The organism is Paenibacillus sp. FSL K6-1566 (assembly GCF_038050475.1).
Taxonomy (GTDB): Bacteria; Bacillota; Bacilli; order Paenibacillales; family Paenibacillaceae; genus Paenibacillus_AQ; species Paenibacillus_AQ lactis.
Genome location: NZ_JBBOSR010000001.1, coordinates 4,116,767 through 4,142,510, shown reverse-complemented (window position 1 = coordinate 4,142,510; position 25,744 = coordinate 4,116,767). Strand labels below are relative to the sequence as shown.

Below are 25,744 nucleotides of genomic sequence, written 5' to 3'. Positions count from 1 at the left end.
GATAAAAGTGAGATAATTACGATACAATCCAGTGGAAATCATGGCATTGGGAGTGAGTAAAGCTTAAGGGAAAAGACACTTTCGTTAAATCGAGGGTGTCTTTTTTTGTCAAAACACAGTCTACTCTTATTAATACATGAATTGACTTCTGAAAAGATTATATCAATAATACTAGTGAATACATTTAATGACTATTGGTTCTTATTTAGGGGTGTTGTTGCTTGAAAACGACAGCCACGATTCGCGGAGAAATCGATAAATTTCTACATCATCATCGTTTAACCATTAATCAATTTGCAAGGCTTTCAGGAGTGAATAGCGGAACACTAAGCAGTATTCTTAATGGACATCGCCCTATGTCTATGCAGCAGTTGGACAAGATTGCGCATTGTATGGGGTTGGAAGATGGGTATTTTTACGACATGTATATCGATGAGGTTCTATTTCATTTAACAACTGACTGGCGTCGATTGGGCCCGTTTCTGCAGCGCTGTGCAGAGTTAGATAAGCTTGATTCCCTGGATAAAGCCGCCCGAATGGCAATGGATAATGTCTCTTATGCACCCATGCTATTTGAGTTGGCAGAATCGTTTTATCATTCAGGAAGAAACGAAGCATCAATGCTGCTATATGAATGTGTGGCCGAGAGTGAGAAGTCCCAACATTCTGAACGCTTGGCCCTGTGTCAATACCGAATATTCACACTCAAATTAAGTGATGACCAAGAGAAAAACTTACAGGCAGCAGTGCAATTTGAACCCTATATAGATAAATTGGACGAACGCTATCAACTTGATGCATACAAGAATCTATTAAACACCTATTCGGCATTACACCGATGGGGGGAAGTTGAGCGTTTAAGCAGGAGAATGAGACAAGCAGCTAAAATGCTTTACTCTGAGAACAGGAATGCACACCAGGTGCAAAATTATCCCAATAAGCCAGTCATTTTTTATACTTTATATTCTTATCTTATGGAATCCCATATTTACAAAGAGCGAGGAGAGCTTGATAGAGCATTGGAATTGATATCGTATTATGAGAATTCAGATTGGGTGGATAATCCAAGTCAAGAAGAACTTATTATTACGGATCAGTTTTCCGAGTGGGCTAAAGCGAATAGATATTTGTATCGATTACTAAGTGGACAGCCTGACAGTCTGAACGTGTACGTAGAGTTTATAATGTCAAATGAGGACGAGATATTTCCTGCTCTTACACATATCATGATAGCTGCTAATCGCCATCATCTTCAAGTGGATCATATATTGGAGCGTTTCAAAGAGTATATTGCTTACCAACCGCGAAAAAGCAGGATCGGCACCGTTGATGAGCAAGTAAACATTAATAACTATACCCGTTTGTTGGCAGAGCTTGGTATCTATTATTTAAATGCTAAGCGATACGAGCCAGGCTTAGCATACATCGTGGATAGTCTGGAGTATTCTATTCGGATGCGCAGCGAAAAAGGAATGCTGAGATGTATGGGGCTGTTCGAGCAGTTCCGCCCCTTTGCCTCGCCCGAGATCCAGCAACGATATCAGGAGTTAATCAACGAGGTACAGAAATTATCGGTGTATGCCTGGATACCCGTATTATAGTCAACCTGTTTGAAAGCTAAGGGGAGGGGAATAAAACAAATTAAAATGTAACTCAATCAATCCGTGTCTATACCTTACTATTAGCCTGGGGTATATTAAATAATAGAATGTAATGTATATTTTGGGTGGAGCTTGGGGGTGTTGTTGCGTGAAAACGACAGCCACGATTCGCGGAGAGATTGAACGTTTTATTAATGAGCACGGAATGACGATCAACCAGTTTGCCAAAGCTGCAGGTATTAATAGTGGAACGTTGAGCAGCATTATAAATGGTCGTCGGCCATTATCAATGAAGCAGTTAGACCGGATTACTTCAGTCATGGGATTGGGAGAGGGACATTTCTATGCAATGTATATCGATGAATGTATCTTTCACTCTACGCCGGACTGGCGTCGCTTAGGCCCGTTTCTGTACCGCTGCGCGGAGCTTGATAAATTAGACTGTCTTGATACGGCTGTCCGGATGACGTTGGATAACACTACCTATTTGCCATTGCTATATGATCTAGCGGAAACGTTTGTGCAAGAAGCGAAATATAAAGCAGCACTGTTGCTGTATGAATGCGTTGCTGAGAGCGAAAAATATCAGCATTCCGAACGCTTAGCCTTATGTCATTACAGACTATTTAAACATCGCATTGAGAACAATCAAGAATCAAATGGGCGAGCTGTCGTACTCTTTGAACCTTACATAGAACGTTTAAACGAAGCGGATCAGTTGGATGCGTATGTACATGTCATCAATGTAAGTCTTCCTCTCGATCGATGGGATAGTATTCGAAATCTCGCGGAGAGGATGGGGAAAAAGGCCCGAATTCAATATGATAACGGCAACTATTTGGATACGGATTCGGGTAAACCCAATCAGCCAATCATTTTTTATGTGCTGTACTATTATTTGGTCTTGGAAAACTATTATGCTCATTTAGAAGATTATGAACGCGCCCTTGAATATGTATCACTATATGACTTCCCAGACTGGATCGTTAATCCTTCTGATGAAGAACGCAAAATTTTAAATCAATTCCACGAGTGGGCCATTGCTAATCGTTATTTGTACAGGCTTTTGAGCGGGGATCGAGAAGTGCTGCCTGAATACGTTGAGTATATCTCAACACGAGAGGACGAAATCTTCACGGCCATTTGCAATATTGTATTGGCTGCCAACCGTCATAAATTAAATATCGATCATGTGATAGAGCGCTTCAAAGATTACCTCGTTTATAAATCGCAACGGAACGTTATTGCTCCTGTTAATGAGCAGGTGACCCTAAACAACTATACGCGCTTATTGGCTGAGTTAGGCATTTATTACTTGAATGCCAAGCAGTACGAGCGCGGATTAGCCTATATCGTGGACAGTTTCGAGTATGCGATTCGGATTCGAAGCGATAAGGGGATGCTAAGATGCATGGGGCTATTTGAGCAGTTCCGTTCATTTGCATCGTCCGAGATCCAGAAACGCTATCAGGAGCTTATACGTGAGGTTCAGAAATTATCGGTTTATGCATGGATGCCGGTCGTATAGTTGGTACGGATATCTACAAAAAAATGTAGACGGTAGCGCAATTTACGAATTGCGCTTAATTTTTTCTTAAGATTGGGTTCAAGAGGAGGGGGATTATGAAGGGCAAAAAGCAGATGCTAACTCTAGCAGTTCTATTTGTTACTGCCTACGTAATATTTGGAGTATGGATTGCTCAGGATACGAAAATTATTCTGGAAAAGGCAATGAGCGGTGTCCCTGATTATTCGCATTATATGAACCAAACAGCCTTCCAAACGATAAATCTCCAATCGAACGTGGAATGACGGCAAGTCATTTTGAATTCGATAAAGAATTACATGACGTGGGGGCTATTTTTCCGGTGCATTTCTTTTTCATTTCTAAAGTCTTTGTAACTCAGCAATATGAAAATGCTCATTTTGGTTTCAAGGAACCCGTCCGTTTGGATCTAAAGCTAACTTCGGGGGAATGGTATGCAACGAATGCTCACATCCGTCCTTAATCTTTATTGACGCTACGAAAATCTTGCCAATCAAGCTTTCTCATTTGCATTACTATTGATTTCAAATATACTAGCAGCGTCGGATAACAGTGAGTTGGTCAGGTTCTGGGGGTGTTTTTGCTTGAAAGGAACGACTACGATTCGTGGAGAGATTGAACATTTTATTAAGGAGCGCGGATTAACGATCAACCAGTTTGCCAGGGCAACAGGAATAAACAGCGGAACATTAAGCAGCATTATAAATGGTCGTCGTCCACTATCCGTGAAGCAGTTAGACCAAATTACTTCAGTCATGGGGTTGGAAGAGGGGCATTTTTTTGAAAGATACATCGAAGAATGCATCTTCCACTCTACGCCAGATTGGCGCCGCTTAGGCCCGTTTCTGTACCGTTGCATGGAGCTTGATAAATTAGACTGTCTTGATACGGCTGTCCGAATGACGCTGGATAACACCACCTATTTGCCCATGCTATATGAGCTGGCGGAAACGTTTGTGCAGGAAGCAAAATATAAAGCAGCCATGTTGCTTTATGAATGCGTCGCCGAGAGTGAGAAATATCAGCATTCAGAACGCTTAGCATTATGTCAATACAGACTATTTAACCATCGCATTGAGAACAATCAAGAATCAAATGGTCAAGCAGTTGTCCTGTTCGAGCCTTACCTAGAACGTCTAAATGAGGCTTATCAGTTGGGAGCTTACTTACGGGTTATAAATATTTACTCTTCCCTTAATCAATGGGACAATGCCCAGAGACTTGCTAAAAGGATGGGGGAAAAGGCTCGAAAACAATATGATAACGGTGAGCATTTTTTAGGTGCGGATTCGGATAAACCTAATCAGCCAGTTATTCCTTATGTGCTGTACTCCTATATGGTTTTAGAAAATTATTATGCTCATTTAGGGGATTATGAACGCGCCCTACAATATGTATCGAAATATGATTTCCCTGAATGGATCGTTAATCCTTCAGAAGAAGAACGCAAATTTTTAAACCAATTCCACGAATGGGCAGTTGCTAATCGTTATTTGTATAAGCTGCTAAGCGGGGATCAGCACGTGCTTCCCGAATACGTGGAGTATATCTCAACAAGAGAGAACGAGATCTTCATTGGACTATGCAATATTGTATTGGCAGCCAATCGCTTTAAGATGCAAATTGATCAGGTGTTGGAACGTTTTAAGGATTATTTGGTGTACAAATCACAGCGACATCAAATTGGAATAATAAATGAACAGATGACCCTTGATAACTACACCCGCCTATTAGCCGAACTAGGCATTTATTACCTGAATGCCAAGCAGTACGATCGCGGATTAGCCTATATCGTGGACAGTTTCGAGTATTCGATTCGGATTCGGAGCGATAAGGGCATGCTAAGGTGCATGGGGCTATTCGAGCAATTCCGTTCATATGCTTCAGCAGAGATCCAGCAGCGCTATCAGGAGCTTATACGTGAGGTTCAGAAATTATCGGTTTATGCCTGGATGCCGGTCGTGTAACCCGTGTAAAAATGACTTGGAACCTTGCTCTTCATTCGTTGTGACAGACGGGCTGCCCATCCGATGGATGCAGAAGTTTGTTATGATCGGTAGCCGAAAGGAAGGGTTTGTGATAAAATCGGATAAGTTTATTTTTACATATCGTTGGAGTGAGGAGTCTTATCATGTCTACTACATCATTGGTCGAAAAGAACTCCGTGTCCTCAGGACGCCGCTGGTTGATTTTTGCAGGCATTATTCTGATTGCAATTAACCTCCGTGCAGCGATCACGTCCGTAGGGCCGTTAATCGGCATCATCCGGGATGATACCGGGATTTCGAATACATTGGCCGGCATGCTGACCACGCTGCCGCTGCTGGCATTTGCGCTGCTGTCTCCGATGGCGCCGGCTATGGCTAGAAAATGGGGATTGGAGACAACCCTGCTCCTGAGCATGGTGCTGCTCATGTTCGGCATCGGAATCCGCTCTTTATCCTCACCGGTTACATTGCTGCTCGGCACTGCCTTTCTCGGTATGGCCATAGCGGTGGGAAATGTGCTGCTGCCTAGCCTGGTCAAACGCGATTTCCCGCGTCAGATCGGATTGATGACCGGTACCTATTCGGCATCCATGAACCTGCTGGCCGCCGTAGCATCCGGTGTCAGCATTCCGCTTGCTACCCAGGCCGGACTCGGATGGCAAGGCGCCTTGCTGGTATGGGGAATCCTGGCGGTGATCGCTACAGCGGTGTGGGTCATCGAATGGCGAAGCAGTGACCGGAAGGCAGAGATTCGTTCCGAACAGGGGAAAGCACCGAATGTGCTGCGTTCTTCGCTGACTTGGTATGTCACCTTTTTCATGGGATTGCAGTCGTTTACGTTTTATGTCAACGTCTCCTGGATGCCGGAAATTTTGCGAAGCCAAGGCATGGATTACAGCGGTGCCGGGTGGATGCTCTCGATTCTTCAGTTCGTCAGCATACCGTTCTCATTCATTATTCCGGTACTGGCCGGCCGCAACCCGAATCAGCGCTTGCTGGTGACGATTTCGGCGATTTGCATGCTGGCGGGGTATCTCGGCTTATTGTTCGGATTAACGTCGTTGAATGTGCTGTGGGTGATTCTGGTCGGTATTTCGGGCGGTGCGAACTTCAGTCTGTCGCTCATGTTCTTCACCCTCCGCACCCGAACCGCTCAGGAGGCGGCTGCCCTGTCGGGCGTGGCTCAGTCCCTTGGTTATTTGCTCGCAGCGGTCGGGCCGATGCTCATCGGCTTCCTGCATGATATGACCACCGGCTGGAAGGTGCCGCTTATGATTTTGTCCGCCGTTGTTGTTCTTCTGTTCTTGTTTGGAATGGGCGCCGCCAAGCCGGGATACCTGAAGGTGCGGGGAGAGCAAGAATAGAGCGGAATCGATTGGGTTTGGTGCGAAAAAGATAGATTTTTCTGTGCACATGTAAAACGAGACTTCAGGAGTAAAAAGCTTCACGACAAAGCATGTTCATCTGCTCCATAAGCCCTTGCAATAAATAGGTCAGCCAGACATTTCTGGCTGACCTATTTATTTCGTATGATCGTTGGAGCATCCAATCCCACGGATATAACCCCCCATGAAAAATACATTTTACACAGCGTTTACATAAATCTGTAGATGGTAACGCCGCATCTGATATATCCTAAAGGTTGACCAACAAAAAAGAGGCATTGAAAGAGCTTGGAACGTCCTGGGATGGGACAGCCAAGGATCTGTTATATGACCGTTGACCAAGGGGAGAGAAGTGCGATGAACATGGAGAAGCAGCAGACGGAGAACCGGCTTGCCTATGACACGCAGCAGGGCCGATGGCGCGCAATTCGCGAAACCTGGTGGACCGCGCTGCAGCTTGGATTAACCTCATTCGGAGGTCCGATTGCCCATCTTGGCTATTTTCATACAACCTATGTAAGACGGAAGCAATGGCTGGACGAGAAATCCTATGCAGACCTGGTCGCGCTGGCGCAATTTCTGCCCGGCCCTGCCAGCAGCCAGGTAGGTATCGGCGTGGGCGTCATGCGTGCCGGGCTATGGGGGGGAATCATTGCCTGGCTTGGATTCACGCTCCCATCGGTTGTCATGCTGATGCTCTTTGCTTATTTAATGGAGGCTTTCGATCCCGGCGCGGCAGGCTGGATCCAAGGTCTCAAAATCGTGGCGGTTGCGATTGTCGCACAGGCCGTGCTCGGAATGGCCGGAAAGCTGGCCTCCGGTCCGATCCGCGCTGCGGTTGCTTTTGCCGCCATGTCCGTTGTGCTGCTCTGGACCTCTCCCGTCGCCCAGGTATCAGTGATTGCCGCTGCGGGAGTCCTAGGCTGGTGGATCTTCAGGAAGAAGCAAGGGGAGGAAGAGGCGGCACCGAAACAGGCGGGAATTCCGATCAGCCGGACGACAGGGCTGGTATGCCTTGGTCTGTTTCTAATCCTGCTGCTCGGCTTGCCGGTCCTGGCCAGCTTGTCCGGCAGCACCGGGATTGCTGTTGTTGACAGCTTCTACCGCTCCGGATCGCTGGTATTTGGCGGCGGGCATGTCGTGCTGCCGCTTCTTGAGAGCGAGACGGTAGCGAACGGATGGATGACCAAAGAGGAATTTCTGACCGGGTATGGGGCAACGCAGGCGGTTCCGGGACCCCTGTTTACATTTGCGGGTTACCTGGGGATGCTGATTCAAGGCGTGCCTGGAGGCATACTGGCTACGCTCGCTATCTTTTTGCCGGGATTTCTGCTCATCGTCGGCGTCATGCCTTTCTGGAACGCGATCCGAACCCATGCGAAGCTCCAGGGGATGCTGACGGGGATGAATGCGGCGGTTGTAGGCATCTTATTGGCTGCACTATACCACCCGATCTGGACATCCTCGATTGACGGATCGATTGAATTTGTCATCGGTGCAGGTTTGTTCGCCATGCTGATGTTTTGGAAGTGCCCGCCTTGGGTGGTCGTGCTTGCCGGCGCGGCAGCCGGGCAGCTGCTGCTGTAACCCCAATCGGTTCGCTCCGGTAAATATCCTCACGGCTTCATTCAGCGGAATATCATCGCAAGCTCTGGACGTAAGTCCGGAGCCTATTTGCTGTTACATTGTAGGCTCTGGACCTAAGTCGGGAGCCTATTTGCCGTTGCAGGAGTATTTCTTGCCGGATTGGTTAAATATGTAGGGTGTATCAGTAAGAATTAAGGGCCAACAACTTCCCCCGCAGCTTGATGGAAGAAACGAAGCAAATCTGAATCCGGTATAGAAAAGAGTGGATGGATACGATGAACAGCACGGACGTGAAGGATTGCATCATTGTTGGAGGCGGCATTGCAGGATTACAGGCTGCGATCCAGCTTGGGCGGTATTCCGTCTATTCGGTTGCGGTCATTGACCGCGGAACAGGACGGTCGGTCATCTGCAGGAGCTATCATAATATTCTTGGCTGGCCAAAAGGCGTATCCGGTCGGAAGCTTAGGGAGCTTGGCCGAGCGCAGGCCGAATCGTACGGCGTGAATTTTATTGAAGATGATATTCGGCAGGCGAACAGGCTTGGCGATTATTTCGAGTTAACCGGAAAAGACGGGACTGTATACAGGGCGAAGACGCTCCTGCTAGCAACCGGCCTGTCGGACCGCTTCCCCGACGTTCCCGGACTGCTGGAGACGCTGGGCAGTACCGTCTATGTATGTCCGGACTGTGACGGATATGAAATTCAGGACCGGAAGACCGTCGTACTGGGAACGGGCGAACCGGGAGCTAACATGGCGCTTTTGCTGTCCGAGAGAACCGGCGATATGACGTACGTCAATCATGAAGGTAAGCCAGCTTCCGCAGAACTTATGGAGCGGCTATCGAAACGAGGGATCTCTTATATCGAGGAGCGTGTAACGGAGGTGAAGTGCAAAGCGGATGGAGTAATCTCGTCCATTGAGCTGGCGAACGGGCAATCCATCCCGGCCGAACGCGGCTTTATCGCCTTTGGCGGAAACCGGATCCATTCCGATCTGGCAAGGCAGCTAGGGGCCGAGCTGGAGCACAATCAGCATGTCAAGACGGATCCGAGGTCCAAGATGACCAATGTCAACCATCTGTGGGCCGCAGGGGATATCGGGGTTCATTCCGAATTGTCCACCGTAGCAATGGGAGAGGGCGCTACGGCGGCGATTTGGATCAATAAGGAGCTTCGAAAAATAGCCGACCCGAGTGGAAATGAACATTAAACGAATTCGGTGAATTACCTTGCTTGTTCAAGTAATTTGCCCATAAACCCGCCTCTTGAAATGGGAATCTCCGACGAACTCCCGCCAAGAGGCGGGTTTATTAGGTCAAGCCGAAACGGGTGATATGGTCCTCCAGCTCATATTTTCGCAGCAGCTCCGTCTGCTTCGGACCGATTAAGTCGAAATGCGGGTAAGGCTGGCGATCATGAATATATTGCGGGTTCAGACCGTTGGTCAAGCACCAGTCTTCAAGACGGCGGAGGTCCGAGCATCCCACCTTCGTCACGGTATGAAACTCAGGGAAGCGCTGATCATACCAGAAATGCGTCAAAAATGCGATTTCTCCCCGAGACACCTTTTGCTTCCATTGCTGCAATTCTTGTTTGGTAATGCCGAATGCCATGATGGTCTCATCCTTGTAAGAGTATTCATGCTTCCCATTATACCAGCATATACTTCACTGCACCTAATGCATTCTATGGCTGTATTGAACATGATCCGGCAAAACGCGATGCAAGCCGCGAAAATGACGGATGTGAAGAGGGGGAAGCGCCATGATTCTGGAAACCGCTGTTCTGCATATCAAGCCGGGGTTGGCTAGTGAATTCGAGAGTACCTTCCGGACGGCTTCAGCCGTTCTGTTGACCAAAAAGGGATATGTCGATCATGAGCTTCACAAATGCGTGGAGAATCGGGACGAATATATACTCCTGATCCGTTGGACGGGGATCAAGGACCATCTGATCGGCTTCCGGGGCCATCCGGATTACAAGACGTGGGTTCAGGCTTTAGAGCCTTATTATGCGGATCCGCCGCAGATTAAGCACTATATCGATATCCGCGTGGACGGCAGGGAGCAGGCGGAGCAGGAATTGGCCGAGCTCGCGGAAACCGGCGATGATCAGACGGTATATGGTTCATAAGGTTCACGAAGTCCAGCTAATACGAGTTTAGGAACTTCGGCTAATTTTACGGCTCGAACAGGAATCCAGGCAGCTGATGACGAACTTTGATGGATATGCTTATAACATAAGGAGTGATTACCATCATTACCGATTTTGATTCCGTTCGACGCTTAAGAGACGAGATCCGTGCCAACGTAACCAAGGTTATTGTAGGCAAGGAGCAGCTCATTGACAGGCTGTTCATCGCGATGGTGACCGCAGGCCATGTGCTTCTCGAGGATGTTCCGGGCACGGGGAAAACACTGCTGGCCAAATCCTTATCAAGATCTGTCGACTGCACGTTCAAGCGAGTACAATTTACGCCGGACCTGCTCCCTTCGGATTTGAGCGGCATCTACTTCTATAATCAAAAAATATCTGAATTTGAATTTCGACCAGGCCCGCTGTTTACCAATATCCTGCTTGCGGATGAGATCAACCGGGCTACGCCCCGCACGCAGGCCAGTCTGCTGGAATGCATGGAGGAGCGCCAGATCAGCATTGACGGCGTGACGCATGCGCTGCAGGAGCCGTTTCTGGTTATCGCGACCCAAAATCCGCTGGAGCAGCAGGGAACCTTCCCGCTGCCGGAAGCGCAGCTGGACCGTTTCCTGTTTAAGCTGAGCATGGGATATCCCTCCGCCGAGGAGAGCGTCGATATTCTAAAACGGTTCAAGGAACAGCAGCCGCTGGAATCGCTGACGGCGGTTGCCGCTTCAAGCAGCCTGATTCAAGCACGGCAAGTCGTCAACAAGGTGCATGTGAGCGACGAGCTGTTATCTTATATCGTAAAGCTGGCCGAGCAATCCAGAGCCGACGAAGCCGTAGTCGCAGGCGTAAGCCCAAGGGGCTGCCAGGCACTGCTTAAGGCCGTCCAGGTTCAGGCCGTTCTTGAGGGCAGAGCGTTCGTAACGCCGGACGATGTGAAGACGCTCGCTGTGCCGGCGTGGGCCCATCGTTTGCAGCTGCGCGGCGGCGTCAGAGGCCGGAGCTTGACGGAGGCGGCGGAGGATGTCATCAAGCGCTTGCTGACACAGGTACCGGTACCGACGGAAGCCGGCATCGCGCCTTAAGGGGGCTCGCGGATGGGAGCTTACTGGATTTTGCTGATCGCCGCTGTGATCATTTTTTTGCAGGGCATGCTCTTCAAGCGAACGGCGCTGAAAAAATTGACCTACAGCCGATCATTTAAGGCGTCATCCTGCTATGAGGGAGATTCGATCGAGCTGATTGAGACGATTGAAAACCGGAAAGCGCTGCCGGTTCCCTGGCTGCGGGTTGAATCGCAATTTCGGACAGGCCTTGCCTTTGAGAGCCAGCTGAATCTGAATATTAGCGAAGGACAGTACAACCAGAATCATAAGAGCTTCTTCAGCCTTCTTCCCTGGACCAAAATCGTGCGCAGGCACCGCATCACGGCAAAGCAGCGCGGCGTGTACCGGCTTGGAACCGTCTCCATGACGACGGGCGATCTGCTGGGGATCCAGTCCGTCGTGCAGAGCATGACGCTTCCCGGCGGGATTACGGTGTATCCGAGGCCGCTCGACGTCTCAGAGATGGAGCTCCCGGTACGAACATGGATCGGCGAGCTGCTGGTCCGGCGTTGGATTATGGAGGATCCGTTCCATATCTCCGGCGTGCGCGAGTACCGCAGCGGCGATCCGATGAAGGACATTCAATGGAAAGCCACCGCCAGGACGGGCAGCCTTCAGGTATACCGGCGGGACACGACCGCGGATTGCCGCCTTATGATCTACTTGAATATTGAAGACCATGAGGGGATGTGGACCAAGGTAACGCGGCCGGAGCCGATTGAATACGGAATTCGTCTGGCGGCCGGTATTAGCGCACACTTGCTCTCGCAAGGCATCGAGGTTGGATTCGGTACGAACGGGGCCGTGGTGGATGGAGAGGAGCAGGACATGCTTCTCCCTGCAGCCGGCGGCGAAGCCCAGCAGGATTTGATCCTTGAACTTCTTGCGAAGCTTGAGCTCACCCGTAAGCTGTCGTTCCATGATTATCTCCTGTCCATGCTGGATCGCCAGGAGGAATCGGTGGATATGATCTTGCTCACGACGTATGTAAGTCCCCGGCTGGAAGCATTGCTTGAGCGCTTTAGGATGAAAGGCCACTCCGTCGAGGTTGCGCTCCTCGAGGACGGGATGATCGTGGCAGGCAAGGAGGTGTCCGCATGAGGATCCGCGGATTCGGGTTGCTGCGGGCTTTCTTTAACAGCCTGGTAGAGTGCATCCTTTATTTCCCTGTGCTTTTCATTCCCGCCTATTACCTGTTCCCCGATTCCTTGACATGGCTTTGGCCGGCTGCAGCATGGGGAGCATATCTGATCGGCTATGCCGGCAGTGCCTATCTTCGCTTGAACCGGCAGTTCAAAGCAGTGATGTGGGCCGCTGTAGTATCCATCGCCTTGGGGGGCTGGATATTAGGCATAGACATCCTTCTGGCTTATGCGATTCCGGTACTATTTACAGCCAGCTATCGCGGAAGCCGGATGGAGCAGATCGATTGGAGCAGCATGTTTCCCGGAACCTATTACCTGGTCGGCCTGATCCTATACGGCGCCAGCAGCTTCGTGCTGGCCTTCATGGATTCATTCCGGACGGGAATACCGGTTCTTACTTGGTTCGGAGCAGGAGCATTGGCACTTACGCTGCTTATCGTAAATCAGCAGCTGGTGCTGGACGAAACGCTTCCGGGCAAGGATCAGCCTGTGCTGGAACGACGCGTGCTTCGATATAACCGCTCATTCGTCGTGGTGCTGCTTCTGATCATCGCAGCGATCGCTTTTCTTCCCCAGCTCCGTCATTGGTTCGAGGAGATGGCCCGGGGGCTGACCTCTTGGTTATCGGGACTGTTTAGTGCAGGTCCGGAGACACCTCCGGAATCGCAGGCGACGCCTCAACCGCCGCCTGAACTCCAGCTGCCCGACAGCGAGCAGAAGAGACCGAGCCGGTTCATGAAATGGTTGGAATCGGCGCTGGTTTACGGCGTATTTATCGCGATTGGAATCGGCCTTATGCTGCTTCTTTTGAGATTTGGGAAGCATCTGCCAAAGCTCCTCGGGATCCTCTCCAAGTGGATGAATCGGATGATGTCCCGGCAAGAAGCCCAAACGTCGCTGGGGTATGAGGATGAGGTCGAGGATATCGAGCATGAACGAGCCGGGCAGCGGCTGCGGCGGGCTCTCGGCAGCATGCGTTTGTCCAAGAAGGATCGCGGCGAAGAGCGACATGATCCGAATCAGATCATCCGCCAAATGTACCGCAGGATACTTTTGCAAAGCATCCGGGAAGGGTATAATTGGAAGGCAGCCTTAACGCCCCGGGAAACGGAGAACGATCTTAAGGATTGGCAGGAACATTCGCGGGAGCGGATGCCCGAGACCTTGGTCGAGCTCTATGAGAAGGCCCGTTATGGTAATCGGTCCTTAACGGAAGAAGAGGTGCAGCGGCTGCAGCACAGCAGGAAGAGATGAGGAGTGAAGAGCTTGTCCGTACAGAAAGAGAGCAATGCTGTTATCGATTATGGAGATCTGTCAGTAACCGGCGGCGTATCGGTGTTCTCCAAGGAATTTGATCAATTATTTTATTATGACGGTGACGATCTCGGCCTGACCTATCGTCCGCAGGAGAGCCTATTCCGCCTCTGGGCGCCGACGGCAAGCGAGGCCTATGTGTTAGTCTATTCCGATTGGAAGACAACGGAGGCGGACCGTTATGCGATGACCCGCGATGTATCGGGAACATGGCTCCTGCGGGTGAAAGAGGACCTGAAGGGCCGATTCTATACCTATCAGGTTCGCATTGGTGAGCAATGGAATGAAGCCATTGACCCTTATGCCAAGGCCGTAGGCGTTAACGGCGACCGCGCTTATATTCTAGACATGTCGACAACCAATCCGGAGCGCTGGACCGAAGCGAAGCCTAAGCTTGAAAGCGCTGTGGATGCCGTCATTTATGAACTGCATGTTCGGGATTACACGATCCATCCAGACAGCGGAGTTCATCTTAAGGGAAAGTTCGCAGGGCTGACCGAAGCGGGCACAAAAGGACCCGAAGGAATCCGGACGGGACTTGATCACATTGTGGAGCTCGGGGTTACCCATGTGCAGCTGCTTCCCGTATTCGATTACGCAACGGAAAGCGTGGACGAGACTCGGCTTGATGAGCCGCAATATAATTGGGGCTACGATCCGAAAAATTACAATGTGCCCGAAGGTTCTTATGCCTCGGATCCTTATGTGCCGGAAGTTCGGATTCGCGAGTTCAAGCAATTGGTCCAAGCGCTGCATGATCGCGGACTCCGGGTCATCATGGATGTGGTGTATAACCATGTGTACGATGGTTACTTAATCAACTTCACGAAGCTTGTGCCAGGTTATTATCTACGTTATAAGAAGGACGGCAAGTTTTCGAACGGCTCGGGCTGCGGCAACGATACGGCAACCGAGCGGCCGATGATGCGCAAATTCATTGTGGAATCCGTCCTGCACTGGGTCAAGGAATACCGCATTGACGGCTTCCGCTTCGATCTGATGGGCCTAATGGATGTAGAGACGATGAATGCAATCCGCGGAGCGCTTGATGAGATCGATCCGTCGATCATCATGATCGGGGAAGGCTGGGTCATGGACACCGAGCTTGCGCCGCAGCTGCGCGCCAATCAGCAGCAGGCTGACCGGATGCCGAGAATCGGACATTTTAACGATGGGTTCCGCGATGCGGTTAAGGGCGATATTTTTAAATATCAATACAAAGGCTTTATTAGCGGAGGAACTGGGCTCAAGGACCGGGTGAAGCAGGGTGTTGCCGGTGGTATTTCGTATTCGGCGGATATACGGTCATTTGCATCCGAGCCTGACCAGAATGTGAATTATGTAGAGTGTCACGATAACCATACGCTCTGGGACAAAATCCAGCTCTCCACGGCTGGCGAGAGCGATGATATTCGCCGGGACATGCACCGGCTGGCATCGGCCATCACGCTCACCAGCCAAGGGATTCCGTTCATTCATGCCGGTCAGGAATATTACCGGTCCAAAGGCGGGGTCGAGAACAGCTATAATGAGCCGGATGAGGTGAACCGCCTGGATTGGCGGCAAGCAGCGGAGCATCAGGACGGCGTCAAGTATATTCAGCGGCTCATCCAGCTGCGCAAGGAGCGTCCGGCATTCCGGCTGCGGGATGCGGAAACGATTCGTAAGCATCTGCGTTTCGAGGCTTGTCCGGAGCAGGCGATCGCCTTCACGCTGCGAGATCACGCCGGCGGCGATCAGGCCCGGCATCTCTATGTTCTCTATTATGCCGGCCGAAACGAGGCTACCTTAAGTCTGCCGGAGCTTGGAGAATGGACCGTCCTCTTAGGGGAAGAGACGATCAAACAGCTGTCCCCGACAACATTGACTGTGGATGGGATCGGGGCCGTTATTCTTTCCTGCTGAAGTACGGAAAGAGCTTAAGCGATATTACCAATAAATGAGCAATGCCCGATTCTACGATCATCTGATATGCTGAGATAATCAGATGATAGAATCGAGGCGTACCACTTGAAGAAGTATTTCCTGACGTTATGTGTTTTGCTGTTACTGGCAGGCGTGATTCATCCTGTTCAGGTATCGGGACTTGGGGCTCCAAGCCAGCCCGCGTTTCATGATATCTCCGGAAGCTACGCAAAGGAAGCGATCTTGCGTTTGGCGAAGCGGGGGATCATAAGCGGGGACGGCAATGGAGCTTTTTTGCCGAAAAACCACATCTCCCGAGCCGAATTCACGGCGATGCTGACAAGGCTGCTGAAGCTGTCACCCGTGAACAATGACCTGTCCGCGTTCCGGGATGTACGGCCTGCTGCCTGGTATTACGGCTATGTGCATGCTGGACTGAACGTATCGATCGTGCAGGGGAGCGGTGCATATTTCTATCCGAATGCGCAGATTACCCGGCAGGAGGCTGCCGTCATGATGGTCCGGGCGATGAAGGAGAGCGGTAAAGGCAGCGGGAGCAGTGCCTGGAGATACTCGGACTCGGGCTCCATTGCCGGTTGGGCCCGGAGCGCCGTAGGACGAGCAACGGAAACGGGATGGCTGCAGGGAGGCGAGGGCCGGTTCAGACCGCTGGATCCGATTACCCGCGAAGAGACCGCCATGCTGCTGGACCGCGTCCTTCGTACGGGCAACGTCCAATCCGTGCTGGACCGCCAAGAAGGAGCAAGCGTACGAATGGGATGGCTGTATAACGGAACGACCAGCCAGTATATAAGCTATGCTAAGAGGGCTGGACTGAACGTTCTCGTGCCGCGATGGTATTACCTGAACGCCTCTGGTAAGCTGTCGGATAATACGGATACGGCGCTGCTGAATTGGGCGCATAAGAACGGCCGTGAAGTGTGGGCGATGATAGGAAACCGGAGCAACGCCGAGATGACGCATCAAATCCTTAGCAGCGCCACGCTCCGGCAATCGGTGATCAGCAGCATCGCTGCCAATACCGTGAAGTATGAACTGGATGGAATCAACATTGATTTTGAGAATGTGATGCCCCAGGATCGTGAGAATCTGACGCTGTTCGTTACGTTATTATCTGCTGAGATGAAGCGCCTGGGTGCCAAGCTGTCGATTGACGTATCCCCGGATCTAAACACGGATTGGACGGCGGCGTTCGATTATGCGGCACTCGGCAGGCAGCTGGATTATCTCGTGCTGATGAGCTACGACGAGCATTGGGGCGGCTCGCCCAAAGCAGGCTCCGTATCGTCCATTTCTTGGTCGGAATCTGCATTACAGCGGCTCCTGACCCAGATTAGGGCGAATCAAGCGATTGTCGCCTTTCCGTTGTATACGAGGGACTGGAAGCTGGCCTCCAGCGTTTCCTCCGAGGATATCACCTTGGTGGAGCAGGGCCGGCGAATTCGAAGCTTTCAGGCTCCGATATCGTGGAATGCGGAAGCGGGACAATATGAAGCGGAATACCGCTCTGGCGGCGTTCAGCATCGGATCTGGACAGAGGACGCCCGTTCCTTGTCCGTGAAGCACCTGATGGCTTCGGCGTATCAAGTTGCCGGCTTCGCCTACTGGTATCCGGGAGCGGAGACCGTTGACGTCTGGAAGGCGATCCCGAACGCCCAGCGCTATGCTTCCTATTCTTTCTATATTCAATAGGTGTGCACTTCTTAAGCAATGGCTGGAAGTTAAATGAATAGTCGTCCGGGTAAGCCGGTTAAGGTTCACTTTGCGACAAAAGGCTGTATCTTGGCAAGCCAATGCCTGCTAAGATACAGCCTTTTTGATGTTTAACGAGATGCGGCTCACTACACAAACGTATTCATAATCTTACCAAACTGCCGGCAAAAAGGCGGTCAAAAAGAACAAAATCACGTATGCTTTTGAACTTTTTGACTATTGACGTTCAGGATTGCGGCGTCTCAGACCGGCGAGGCCAGCAAGACCGATTAATCCCAGCCAGCCCCAGTCTGTATCGTTGTCACGTGTAGCATTTGCGTTATAACTGTTGGTGTTCACGTTGTTGGCATTCACATCGTTTGTGTTCATGTTGTTATTATTCGCAAAAGCTGGAACCGCAAGAACGAGAGCCAAGCTTAATCCGGCTAAGAATGAAGCGAGGATTTTCTTCATTGAGGTGCAACTCCTTTCCGTTAAAGTTGATTTATTTAGTGGAGGACAGGTACCAGAATTATGTTGCCCTTTACAAAGGGGATTATTCTTTGCTTAGAAACAAGAAAAATATTTTCAAATATCAGAGCAAGCCCGAAATAATCAGGAATAACGTAAAAAAAAAACCGAACCAAGCTCGGGAAAGAACTTGATTCGGGGGAGTCTGGTTTCGATCATTGTAATTCATTAATCGGTCGAGCCGTCGCCAAGGAATCCGGTCTTGAAAATATTCAGCAAATATTCAAGCGTAATCGGATCGCTATAAGTGGCAGCCTCCGTATCGATTTCAATGACATGTCCGTTTTTGACGGCCGGGATGCCCTTCCAAATATCGGTCTTCATGAACGCGGTATCGGCTTGCGAGTTTCGGCTAAGCACAATATAATCTCCCGCATAATCGGAGAGCACCTCTTGCGACAACGCAAAATATCCGGGGCCGAGGGCATCCTTCTCGACTTTTTCAGGCATTTTCAATCCCATGGCCTGATACAGGATTTCGGTGCCTCGCGCCCAGTTATTGCCGAATACGTAGAAGTTCTTGGCCGAATCGGTTTCAAACACGGAAACGGAGACATCATCGCCTTCCGTCGCTTTGATTTCGCTGCCGATTGCTTCCGCACGCTGCTTGAAATCATCGATCCATGCCTGAGCTTCCTGCTCCTTGTTGAGGAGCTTTCCGATCTCAAGCTGCTGGGATAAATAGTCCAGCTTTCCCCAGGTAAAAGCAACGGTAGGAGCGATTTGGCCCAGCTTATCGAGATTCTTCATTTCGGTGCCGGCAATGATCAGATCCGGATCCTGTTCGATAATCGTCTCGAGGTCCTCCTCCGAAACGACGGTTACGCCCTCCAACTTGTCCTTGAACAACGGATTCGCATTCGTCCACTGATCGACGCCAACCAGCGGTACGTCGAGCGAGAGCACGTTCGGTGCATACGTCAACGCTACGATCCGTTTGGGATGGGCAGGAACCTTCACGGGACCTTTCTCAGATTGGTACGTGATCGTCTCCTCGGATGGATTGGCGACCGTCGTCGTGTCCGCATTCTGAGTGTTATGAGTGTCCTGATTATTTTGAGTCGATGAGGCTGGCGTTCCTGAATCAGAGCCGCAAGCGCTGAGGATCACTAAAAGCAAAACGATAAAGGGAATGAACAGCTTGTTCTTCATTTCGATTCTCCTTGTATGTAGAATAATAACAGCAAACTAAACGATAATGATTATCATTTTCATATATGAGATACTGTAAAGGATCGTTTGCCGACTGTCAATCCATAATTTTCAAATCAGGGTAACAACAATTAAGCGAGTAAGAAATCTTTAGGCAGGGGGAACAGCATTTTGCTTGCAAAGGGAATTTTCCATGATACAATAATCGAAATTCAATGGAAAATATGATAAAGGGGAGTAGACGGACATGGGAGGGAATGTGGAGCAGCGGTTGGCGGAGATGGGGATCGTTTTGCCTGCGGCTAGCGTACCTGCAGCGAAATACGCCAATTACGTAATCGTAGACGGAATAATGTATGTGTCCGGGAAAGGTCCTGCGGGTCATCCGAGAGGCAAGCTGGGGGTAGATTATACGACCGAGCAGGGATATGCCTTCGCCCGTTCCGCCGGCATCGAAGTGCTGGCCGTATTGAAGGAAGCTTTGGGCTCTCTCGATCATGTGAAGCGCGTAGTCAAGGTCCAAGGGTTTATCCATGCTTCTCCGGATTATGAGGAGCATCACAAGGTGCTGAACGGCTTCTCTGATCTAATGGTTGAAGTGTTCGGGGATAACGGGAGTCATGCACGGTCCGTCTTTGGTGCGATATCCCTTAGGGACCAACTACCGGTGATTGTTGATTCCATGTTTCAGGTGGAGGTCTGATTGGGACGGCGGTCAAACTGATGGCATCCCGAGAGCCTAAACCCGGGAGCCGTTAAACTTTCATCAGCCAATCGCACATGCGATGAACCGCCGCTTCATGCTGCGGCGGGGGAAAATGATGCTTCAGATCCCGGTAGAAATGGGTCTCCACCTGCCGGCCAAGCTCCGCGAGCCTGTCCGCCATTCGATAGCTGTGCCCGATAAGGACCTGCTCGTCGAGGGTCCCGTGGACGATTAGCACCGGGATCTCAAGCTGCTCCGCGTAATGCAGCGGAGACCTAGCGAGATAACGCTCCGGCACTTTGTTCGGAGAGCCGCCGATAACCCGTTTCATCATCCGTCTGAGGTCGATCCGTTCCTCATATGTTTGGGCCAGGTCCGATACCCCGCTCCATAGAATGAGCTTCGCAACCACTGGCGAGATAACCGCTGCCTTGGCGGCATTGATCGCACCCCGGGAGAAGCCGAGCAGATAAATCCGGGCCGGGTCGATCCAAGGTATGTTCCTGAGCCAATCGATTGCGTTTACGACGTCCATCGTATCGGCTCCGCCGAACTCATCCCGCCCCTCGCTGCCTTCGTTTCCGCGATATGCAGGGGCGAAGACCGCGAAGCCGTGCATCGCGAACTCTTCGATCCACTTCAGGCGCACCGCTCCGACGCGGCCGATTCCGCCCCTGCAATAGATCAGGAGGGGAAGCTTGCGGGTTGATCCGCCAGGATGTTGAAATTGTTTATCCGGGCGCCATGAGCAAGCCAGTGTGCCTTTGACCGAAACGCCGGGCTGAGTACCGGCTATGTCAGCCATAGACTGGCTAATCGCATGGGGAAGCTGAGGCGGAAGACCCAGGTAACCCTTAACATGAAGCGCTTCGGAAAGATAATCAATATGATAAATCATGATGAATCGACCTCCAGCTGCAACACAATACAAACGGTTTTTAGTAATTTTTCGTACACCCGTGCTTACGTTTTTTTTCGAATAACCGTTTCTTCAACATTCTCGTTAGTATAGTATTTACCGCAGAAAGAAATCAATATGTTTCGATCCAATCCGGCAGTGGCCGGCAATCCGCGAGAGCAGGGTTTTGATGAAGATGCATGGATCTGGATGGCAACTTTTACAATTTGCACAATCTTGAATCCTATGCTATATTAATTATCCGGACAGCTAGTCCATTTATAAGATGGCGGTCGTGGCGAAGGGGTTAACGCACCGGATTGTGGCTCCGGCATTCGTGGGTTCAAGTCCCATCGATCGCCCTTTATATTATACATAAGCGCCAGGCCCTCTTTTTTTGCATCCTCCAGTGCTGTCAGTCCGCATGGAAGATGGTATAATGATGAGGAAACCGAGGTGAGTGAATATGGCTAAAAAGAAACGGAACATGCCCGCTCCAAGTGCTTCGCAGGCCGACAAGCCGGCAACGTTGAAGGATCTTCTGAACCCAGAGCTGCTTCAGAAATTGAAGGAAACCTCCGAAACATTAAAGGCCTCGGAGGCTGAGCGTTTGGAGAAAGAAAGACAGGAGCGCGAGGCCGCCCGCGCAGCGGAGCAGAAGCGCCGTGATAACGATTTTGAGTATTTGCTGGAGAACAGTGATATGGACTGGAAACGATATAAATGACAGGTGGACGATAGCCATCTTTTTTACGATCAGAAGACCGAATTTGCCTTTCCCTTATGTGGTGATACAGGACTTTTCTTGCAGTAATCCAGAAAGAAAGTTACAATAAGTAAGTAAAATACATGCTTGCAGGGGGTAAGACGATGAAGGTTGAGATTTGGTCGGATTTTATGTGTCCGTTCTGTTATATAGGAAAGCGTCGTTTCGAGAATGCACTGGCCTTATTTCCGAATAAGGATCAGGTCGAGGTGGTTTACCGGAGCTTCGAGCTTGATCCGGACGCTTCGTATGAGCCGGGCGTGTCGATGGATGAATTGCTGGCTTCAAAATACGGGATGAGCATTGAGCAAGCCCGGGCGGCGAACGCCAACGTTACGCAGCAGGCGGCAAGCGTCGGCCTCACGTATCACATGGACCGCATCATTCCAGCGAATTCCTTCGATGCCCATCGACTGGTTCATTTTGCAAGTCAGCATGGAAAAATGAAAGAGATGACAGAGCGGTTGTTCTACGCTCACTTTACAGAGGGCGGCAATCTGCAGGACCGCTCCTTGCTGGCCGATCTGGCCGCCGAGGTTGGTTTGTCGCGGGAAGAGGCAGATGCGGTGCTTGATGGAGACGCATATAGCTCGGAAGTACGCGCTGATGAAGCGGCTGCCCACCAGCTGGGTATTCGCGGGGTGCCTTTCTTCGTGCTCGGAGGCAAGTACGGCGTATCCGGCGCACAGCCGCTTGAGGTATTTACGGACGCTTTGGAGAAAGCCTACCGTGAAGCCCATCCGCTTGTGATGGTGAACGAGAAGGATGCGGGGATATGTGCCGACGGATCCTGCGATCTGCCCGGCAGCACGAAATAAATAGGTGATAGACAAACAGCCTGAGGATGCATAGCTCGTATGATCTTCAGGCTGTTCTCTTATCGCCGTCCTATCACAGATCGATGGAGGTTATCATGGACGAGCTCCCAACGAAAGAGGTAATCTTACATATTCAGCGCTCCGAAACGGAGTACATGCACGATCGGATGGATGCCATTGCAAAGCGGCCGGGCAACCCGGAGGGCGTCCTGATCGAACGGTTCGGCCATGCGTTGTGCCTGTACAGCAAGACCATGCCGTGGCTTTCCTTTAACACCGTAAAAGGCATTCAATCGGAGGACATCGGCCATCTGGATGCCATAGTTGATTTCTACCGGTCGAGGGATCGGAGATTTCAGATCGAGATCGTGCCCTCCACGGCAAATGAGGAACTTTTGAAGGCGCTTGCGGAACGAGGGCTGTACCAGTCAGGGTTTCATAATTCGATGTATATGCATCCGGTCAACATGGAAGAAGAGGCGGATTCGGCTATCGAGATCCGGCATGTCACCGAGCATGAGTTCGAGCGGTATGCGACGATCCATTGCCGGGGAACCGGACTTCCTGATCAGGGGATTCCGTCCGTGGCCGCAAATAACCGGGTGCTCGCAGCGCGGAAAGGCTGGAGATTTTATCTTGCCTATGTGCAGGATGAGCCTGCCGCGGCTGGTGTGATGTACATAAATGAAGGCATAGCCTCTCTAACTTTCGGGGCGACGCTGCCCGAATATCGCAGGCACGGACTGCATCGGCTGCTCCTTCGCCATCGGATTCGGATCGCCCAGCAAACGGGCTGCAGCTTAGTCGTCGGCCAGTGCGGGTTCTTGTCACAAAGCCACCGCAATATGGAAGCGGTCGGTATGCGGCTCGGATATGTCCGGACGACGTGGACGGAAAGGTAGGACCTGGGGGATAGCTACAGGATACGATCCTTCTTCCAGACCGGCAGCCTAATTTGCGGGGAGGTTTTGTTTGTTAGTTTGTTGGTTGGTTCGATGGCGTGCAGCAGGCCGGGAAAGGAAAAAGATTGAGCATGCAGGACATAAAGTTTCTGAATATCGATTATTTGTATCAGGGTACGGAGAAGCAGAGGCAGGCCGCGCTCGTCATGGATGACCTGAGGCTGTTTGCCCATCTGGCACCGTATGATCCGATTCTCGTTGGCACGATCCCTATTGGCATCGACATCCCGGGAAGTGACCTCGATATCGCCTGCCGCGTTACGGACTTCGCTGCATTTGAACAGACCATCCACGAGGTTTTCGGACATCTGCCGGATCTGTCGGTCGATAGCCGAAACGTTAATGGCATGGATCGCATCGTGGTCCGCTTCCGGTACAAAGGCTGGATGTTCGAAATATTCGGCCAGCCTGTGCCGACGAAACAGCAGAACGGATACCGGCATATGGTCGTAGAGTATCGGCTGCTTCAGCTGATAGGCGAAGCCGGAAGAGAACGGATTATCGAACTGAAGCAAGCGGGAATCAAGACGGAGCCGGCTTTTGCGGAGCTGCTGGGAATTCCAGGCGATCCTTATGCAGCTCTGCTGGACATGTATAACTGGTCGGATGATAGACTAAACGGATTTTATCATAAATTATTAGCGAGGGAGAGGAACGAAGATGAGTGAGAAAGAACAGCTGCTCAGCGAATATGGGGAATGGATCGATCGGGTAAAGGAGCTTGCAGATCGGGATGAAACGTTGTGGAGCACCCCGCTGGCCGAAGGCAAGTGGACGGTTCGCGAGGTTGTCTGTCATATTTTCAGATGGGACGAATACTTTTTCGCAGAGGCGATTGAGAAGATTGCGCGCGGGGAAGCTCCGACCTCTGAACACTTGAACTATGACGAGTTTAATGAAAATGCCAGAGATTATGCGAAAGCAAGCACAACCGAGGATTTGGTCCGCCAGACGATTGCAGCGCGGGAGCAGCTGATCGAAGCGATCCGGTCCATGCCGGAGGATGTGTACGACGGGGATTACACGGATAAAGACGGTCATCCGTTTAAGGTCGCGCAGTTTATGAAGGATTTTATTTGGCATGACAAACATCACCTAAGACAGCTGGAGCTGATCGGATAAGTGTAAGCTGATTGCTGGACTGACACCGGCTCCCTGAAAAGCAAGCTAATCCTTATATAGATTCAGGGTCGGTATTGATTTATACTATAGGCAACTGACGATAGAAATGAGTGAACGCAATGCCGACGGGTTATTTGGATATCACGTCTTATTTTACGGAGAGCAACCTGGAGTGGTTTCTGGAGCAGTTCAGAGCGCTTGGCCCTTTGCCGGGGATCCTGCTGACCTTCATGAAATCCTTCGTTCCGCCAATGCCGACGATTGTGATCGTAGGGGTGAATGCCGCCGTATACGGGTTATGGGAAGGGTTCCTGTATTCTTGGATCGGCATGATCGCAGGCTGCCTGACAACCTTTCTCCTGGTGAGGAAAATATCCGACAGCCGCTTTCTCGCGCGCTGGGCAGCCAAGCCCAAGGTACAGCGGGGAATGCGATGGATTCAGAAGAACGGGTTCAGTTACGTGTTCTTGCTCGGCATTTTACCGGTCGGTCCGTTTGTCGCCGTTAATATTGCCGCCGGTCTGGCGAGAATGCATATCCTATCCTACCTGCTGGCCGTAACATTAGGAAAAGGCATTATGGTATTCTGCGTATCCTATATAGGTGCGAACCTGTCCGACATTGCAGCCGAGCCGTATAAGCTTGTCGGCGTTCTGGCCTTTATCGCTCTATCCTTATGGGGGAGCCGGCGGCTGGAAAGCTATTATGTAAACAGTCATGCGAAGAAAGCGGAGCATTCTCCCGTTACCGACCTGAACAGCGAAGCACCTTGATGTTGTCATGCGGTTAGCAGGGGATTGAACCATCGTGATCGGTGCATGCACGGCCCAGAGATGAGATAACCTACGCCGATGGTGTGCGATTACGGGATATCATAGAAGTGTTAGAAGGCTTCCGGCTGGTCCGGAACTGTCCACGCTGATCATAGTATGAGGGGAGGGGTGCGTGATGGCCAAGCTGGGAAGCGCCATGCTGGAAATCGTCCGAATGATGGTCTTATTCATGCTCGGTACTGCGATCGTAACGAATATCGAACTGGCTGTTTTGCAGTCATGGGTGTTATGGAAAGACTATTATATCCTGTTCCTGTTCTTAGGGAATGTGCTTGGGTTTATGGTTCTGTACCGTAATCGTCTGCAGTTTGGCGGATGGTACCGCTCCAAGGCCACGCAGCGGAGAATGTCCCGCCAGATGACAGCTGTGACGATTACCGCCGCAGCCGTTATGATTGCGCTGCCTGTCATTCTGGATTTACTTGGGCGTTTAGCATAAAGGAATATGGTATGTAACCAACAAGCTCCATTCATTCGCTTTGGAATGAATGGAGCTTGTTATGTGTTGATGAGATGTGAG

25 protein-coding genes and 1 tRNA gene are annotated in these 25,744 nt (G+C 50.8%); 22 read left to right on the top strand and 4 right to left on the bottom strand.

Translation table 11 applies throughout. The features are described 5' to 3' along the window. Nucleotides 1-221: 221 nt before the first annotated feature. The 7 genes from NST08_RS18155 (at nt 222) to NST08_RS18125 (ending at nt 9,321) form a co-directional block, all read left to right on the top strand. The gene (locus tag NST08_RS18155) at nt 222-1,601 is read left to right on the top strand and encodes a helix-turn-helix domain-containing protein (protein ID WP_040738163.1); all 1,380 of its coding nucleotides are present in this window, start codon (nt 222-224) and stop codon (nt 1,599-1,601) included. A gap of 148 nt (nt 1,602-1,749) precedes the next feature. Continuing rightward, nucleotides 1,750-3,129 (top strand): helix-turn-helix transcriptional regulator, encoded by a 1,380-nt coding sequence (locus NST08_RS18150; protein ID WP_007128582.1) that lies wholly within the window; start codon nt 1,750-1,752, stop codon nt 3,127-3,129. 95 nt (nt 3,130-3,224) lie between these two features. Beyond that, nucleotides 3,225-3,413, top strand: a complete 189-nt coding sequence (locus NST08_RS18145) for a hypothetical protein (RefSeq protein ID WP_007128581.1) — start codon at nt 3,225-3,227, stop codon at nt 3,411-3,413. 318 nt (nt 3,414-3,731) lie between these two features. Continuing rightward, nucleotides 3,732-5,114: a helix-turn-helix transcriptional regulator gene (locus tag NST08_RS18140; RefSeq protein WP_341342120.1), complete on the top strand. Its 1,383-nt coding sequence runs from the start codon at nt 3,732-3,734 to the stop codon at nt 5,112-5,114. A gap of 164 nt (nt 5,115-5,278) precedes the next feature. Beyond that, nucleotides 5,279-6,499: a CynX/NimT family MFS transporter gene (locus NST08_RS18135; RefSeq protein WP_210095082.1), complete on the top strand. Its 1,221-nt coding sequence runs from the start codon at nt 5,279-5,281 to the stop codon at nt 6,497-6,499. Between the two features lie 378 nt (nt 6,500-6,877). Continuing rightward, nucleotides 6,878-8,107 (top strand): chromate efflux transporter, encoded by a 1,230-nt coding sequence (gene chrA / locus NST08_RS18130; protein WP_210095081.1) that lies wholly within the window; start codon nt 6,878-6,880, stop codon nt 8,105-8,107. A 275-nt stretch (nt 8,108-8,382) separates the two neighbouring features. Next, the gene (locus tag NST08_RS18125; RefSeq protein WP_210095080.1) at nt 8,383-9,321 is read left to right on the top strand and encodes an NAD(P)/FAD-dependent oxidoreductase; all 939 of its coding nucleotides are present in this window, start codon (nt 8,383-8,385) and stop codon (nt 9,319-9,321) included. 100 nt (nt 9,322-9,421) lie between these two features. Here NST08_RS18125 and NST08_RS18120 read toward each other — a convergent pair whose 3' ends face one another. Continuing rightward, entirely contained in the window at nt 9,422-9,724 is a 303-nt protein-coding gene (locus tag NST08_RS18120) for a hypothetical protein (protein WP_028406288.1), read from the bottom strand. 151 nt (nt 9,725-9,875) lie between these two features. Between NST08_RS18120 and NST08_RS18115 the strand changes: the two genes are divergently transcribed. From NST08_RS18115 to NST08_RS18090, 6 genes are all read left to right on the top strand, one after another. Further along, nucleotides 9,876-10,244 carry an antibiotic biosynthesis monooxygenase family protein gene (locus NST08_RS18115; protein ID WP_007128573.1) on the top strand — a complete coding sequence of 123 codons (369 nt, stop codon included), beginning with the start codon at nt 9,876-9,878 and terminating at the stop codon, nt 10,242-10,244. Between the two features lie 113 nt (nt 10,245-10,357). Further along, nucleotides 10,358-11,338 carry an AAA family ATPase gene (locus NST08_RS18110; protein WP_007128572.1) on the top strand — a complete coding sequence of 327 codons (981 nt, stop codon included), beginning with the start codon at nt 10,358-10,360 and terminating at the stop codon, nt 11,336-11,338. Between the two features lie 12 nt (nt 11,339-11,350). Next, nucleotides 11,351-12,460, top strand: coding sequence for a DUF58 domain-containing protein (locus tag NST08_RS18105; RefSeq protein WP_210095079.1), 1,110 nt, complete (start codon nt 11,351-11,353; stop codon nt 12,458-12,460). Continuing rightward, nucleotides 12,457-13,758, top strand: coding sequence for a DUF4129 domain-containing protein (locus tag NST08_RS18100; RefSeq protein WP_210095078.1), 1,302 nt, complete (start codon nt 12,457-12,459; stop codon nt 13,756-13,758). The genes NST08_RS18105 and NST08_RS18100 overlap by 4 nt, the downstream gene beginning before the upstream one ends. Before the next feature lie 12 nt (nt 13,759-13,770). Then, nucleotides 13,771-15,723, top strand: a complete 1,953-nt coding sequence (pulA, locus tag NST08_RS18095; protein WP_007128569.1) for a type I pullulanase — start codon at nt 13,771-13,773, stop codon at nt 15,721-15,723. Nucleotides 15,724-15,828: 105 nt separating this feature from the next. Continuing rightward, nucleotides 15,829-17,436: an S-layer homology domain-containing protein gene (locus NST08_RS18090; protein WP_007128568.1), complete on the top strand. Its 1,608-nt coding sequence runs from the start codon at nt 15,829-15,831 to the stop codon at nt 17,434-17,436. Between the two features lie 237 nt (nt 17,437-17,673). Here the strand turns inward: NST08_RS18090 and NST08_RS18085 are convergent, their stop codons facing one another. After that, nucleotides 17,674-17,910 (bottom strand): WGxxGxxG family protein, encoded by a 237-nt coding sequence (locus NST08_RS18085; protein WP_007128567.1) that lies wholly within the window; start codon nt 17,908-17,910, stop codon nt 17,674-17,676. A gap of 225 nt (nt 17,911-18,135) precedes the next feature. Beyond that, the gene (locus tag NST08_RS18080) at nt 18,136-19,119 is read right to left on the bottom strand and encodes an iron-hydroxamate ABC transporter substrate-binding protein (protein WP_007128566.1); all 984 of its coding nucleotides are present in this window, start codon (nt 19,117-19,119) and stop codon (nt 18,136-18,138) included. A 247-nt stretch (nt 19,120-19,366) separates the two neighbouring features. Between NST08_RS18080 and NST08_RS18075 the strand changes: the two genes are divergently transcribed. After that, nucleotides 19,367-19,822 (top strand): RidA family protein, encoded by a 456-nt coding sequence (locus tag NST08_RS18075; RefSeq protein ID WP_007128565.1) that lies wholly within the window; start codon nt 19,367-19,369, stop codon nt 19,820-19,822. 52 nt (nt 19,823-19,874) lie between these two features. Here the strand turns inward: NST08_RS18075 and NST08_RS18070 are convergent, their stop codons facing one another. Continuing rightward, entirely contained in the window at nt 19,875-20,723 is an 849-nt protein-coding gene (locus tag NST08_RS18070; protein WP_213616978.1) for an alpha/beta hydrolase family protein, read from the bottom strand. 289 nt (nt 20,724-21,012) lie between these two features. Here NST08_RS18070 and NST08_RS18065 point away from each other — a divergent pair. The 8 genes from NST08_RS18065 to NST08_RS18030 all read left to right on the top strand — a co-directional run bounded on the left by NST08_RS18065 (nt 21,013) and on the right by NST08_RS18030 (nt 25,663). After that, nucleotides 21,013-21,085, top strand: a tRNA-His gene (locus NST08_RS18065). 104 nt (nt 21,086-21,189) lie between these two features. After that, the gene (locus tag NST08_RS18060) at nt 21,190-21,450 is read left to right on the top strand and encodes a YqkE family protein (RefSeq protein WP_007128563.1); all 261 of its coding nucleotides are present in this window, start codon (nt 21,190-21,192) and stop codon (nt 21,448-21,450) included. 143 nt (nt 21,451-21,593) lie between these two features. Then, nucleotides 21,594-22,307 carry a DsbA family oxidoreductase gene (locus tag NST08_RS18055; RefSeq protein ID WP_007128562.1) on the top strand — a complete coding sequence of 238 codons (714 nt, stop codon included), beginning with the start codon at nt 21,594-21,596 and terminating at the stop codon, nt 22,305-22,307. A gap of 95 nt (nt 22,308-22,402) precedes the next feature. Next, nucleotides 22,403-23,209 carry a GNAT family N-acetyltransferase gene (locus NST08_RS18050; RefSeq protein WP_007128561.1) on the top strand — a complete coding sequence of 269 codons (807 nt, stop codon included), beginning with the start codon at nt 22,403-22,405 and terminating at the stop codon, nt 23,207-23,209. 131 nt (nt 23,210-23,340) lie between these two features. Next, nucleotides 23,341-23,937 carry a DUF4269 domain-containing protein gene (locus NST08_RS18045; protein WP_007128560.1) on the top strand — a complete coding sequence of 199 codons (597 nt, stop codon included), beginning with the start codon at nt 23,341-23,343 and terminating at the stop codon, nt 23,935-23,937. Further along, nucleotides 23,930-24,391: a DinB family protein gene (locus NST08_RS18040; protein WP_210095077.1), complete on the top strand. Its 462-nt coding sequence runs from the start codon at nt 23,930-23,932 to the stop codon at nt 24,389-24,391. Before NST08_RS18045 ends, NST08_RS18040 begins: the two co-directional genes overlap by 8 nt. Nucleotides 24,392-24,510: 119 nt before the next feature. Next, nucleotides 24,511-25,164, top strand: a complete 654-nt coding sequence (locus tag NST08_RS18035) for a TVP38/TMEM64 family protein (RefSeq protein ID WP_007128558.1) — start codon at nt 24,511-24,513, stop codon at nt 25,162-25,164. Nucleotides 25,165-25,339: 175 nt separating this feature from the next. Beyond that, a complete protein-coding gene (locus NST08_RS18030) occupies nt 25,340-25,663 on the top strand; it encodes a hypothetical protein (RefSeq protein WP_251537280.1) in 324 nt (107 codons plus the stop codon). The last annotated feature ends 81 nt before the right edge of the window (nt 25,664-25,744 follow it).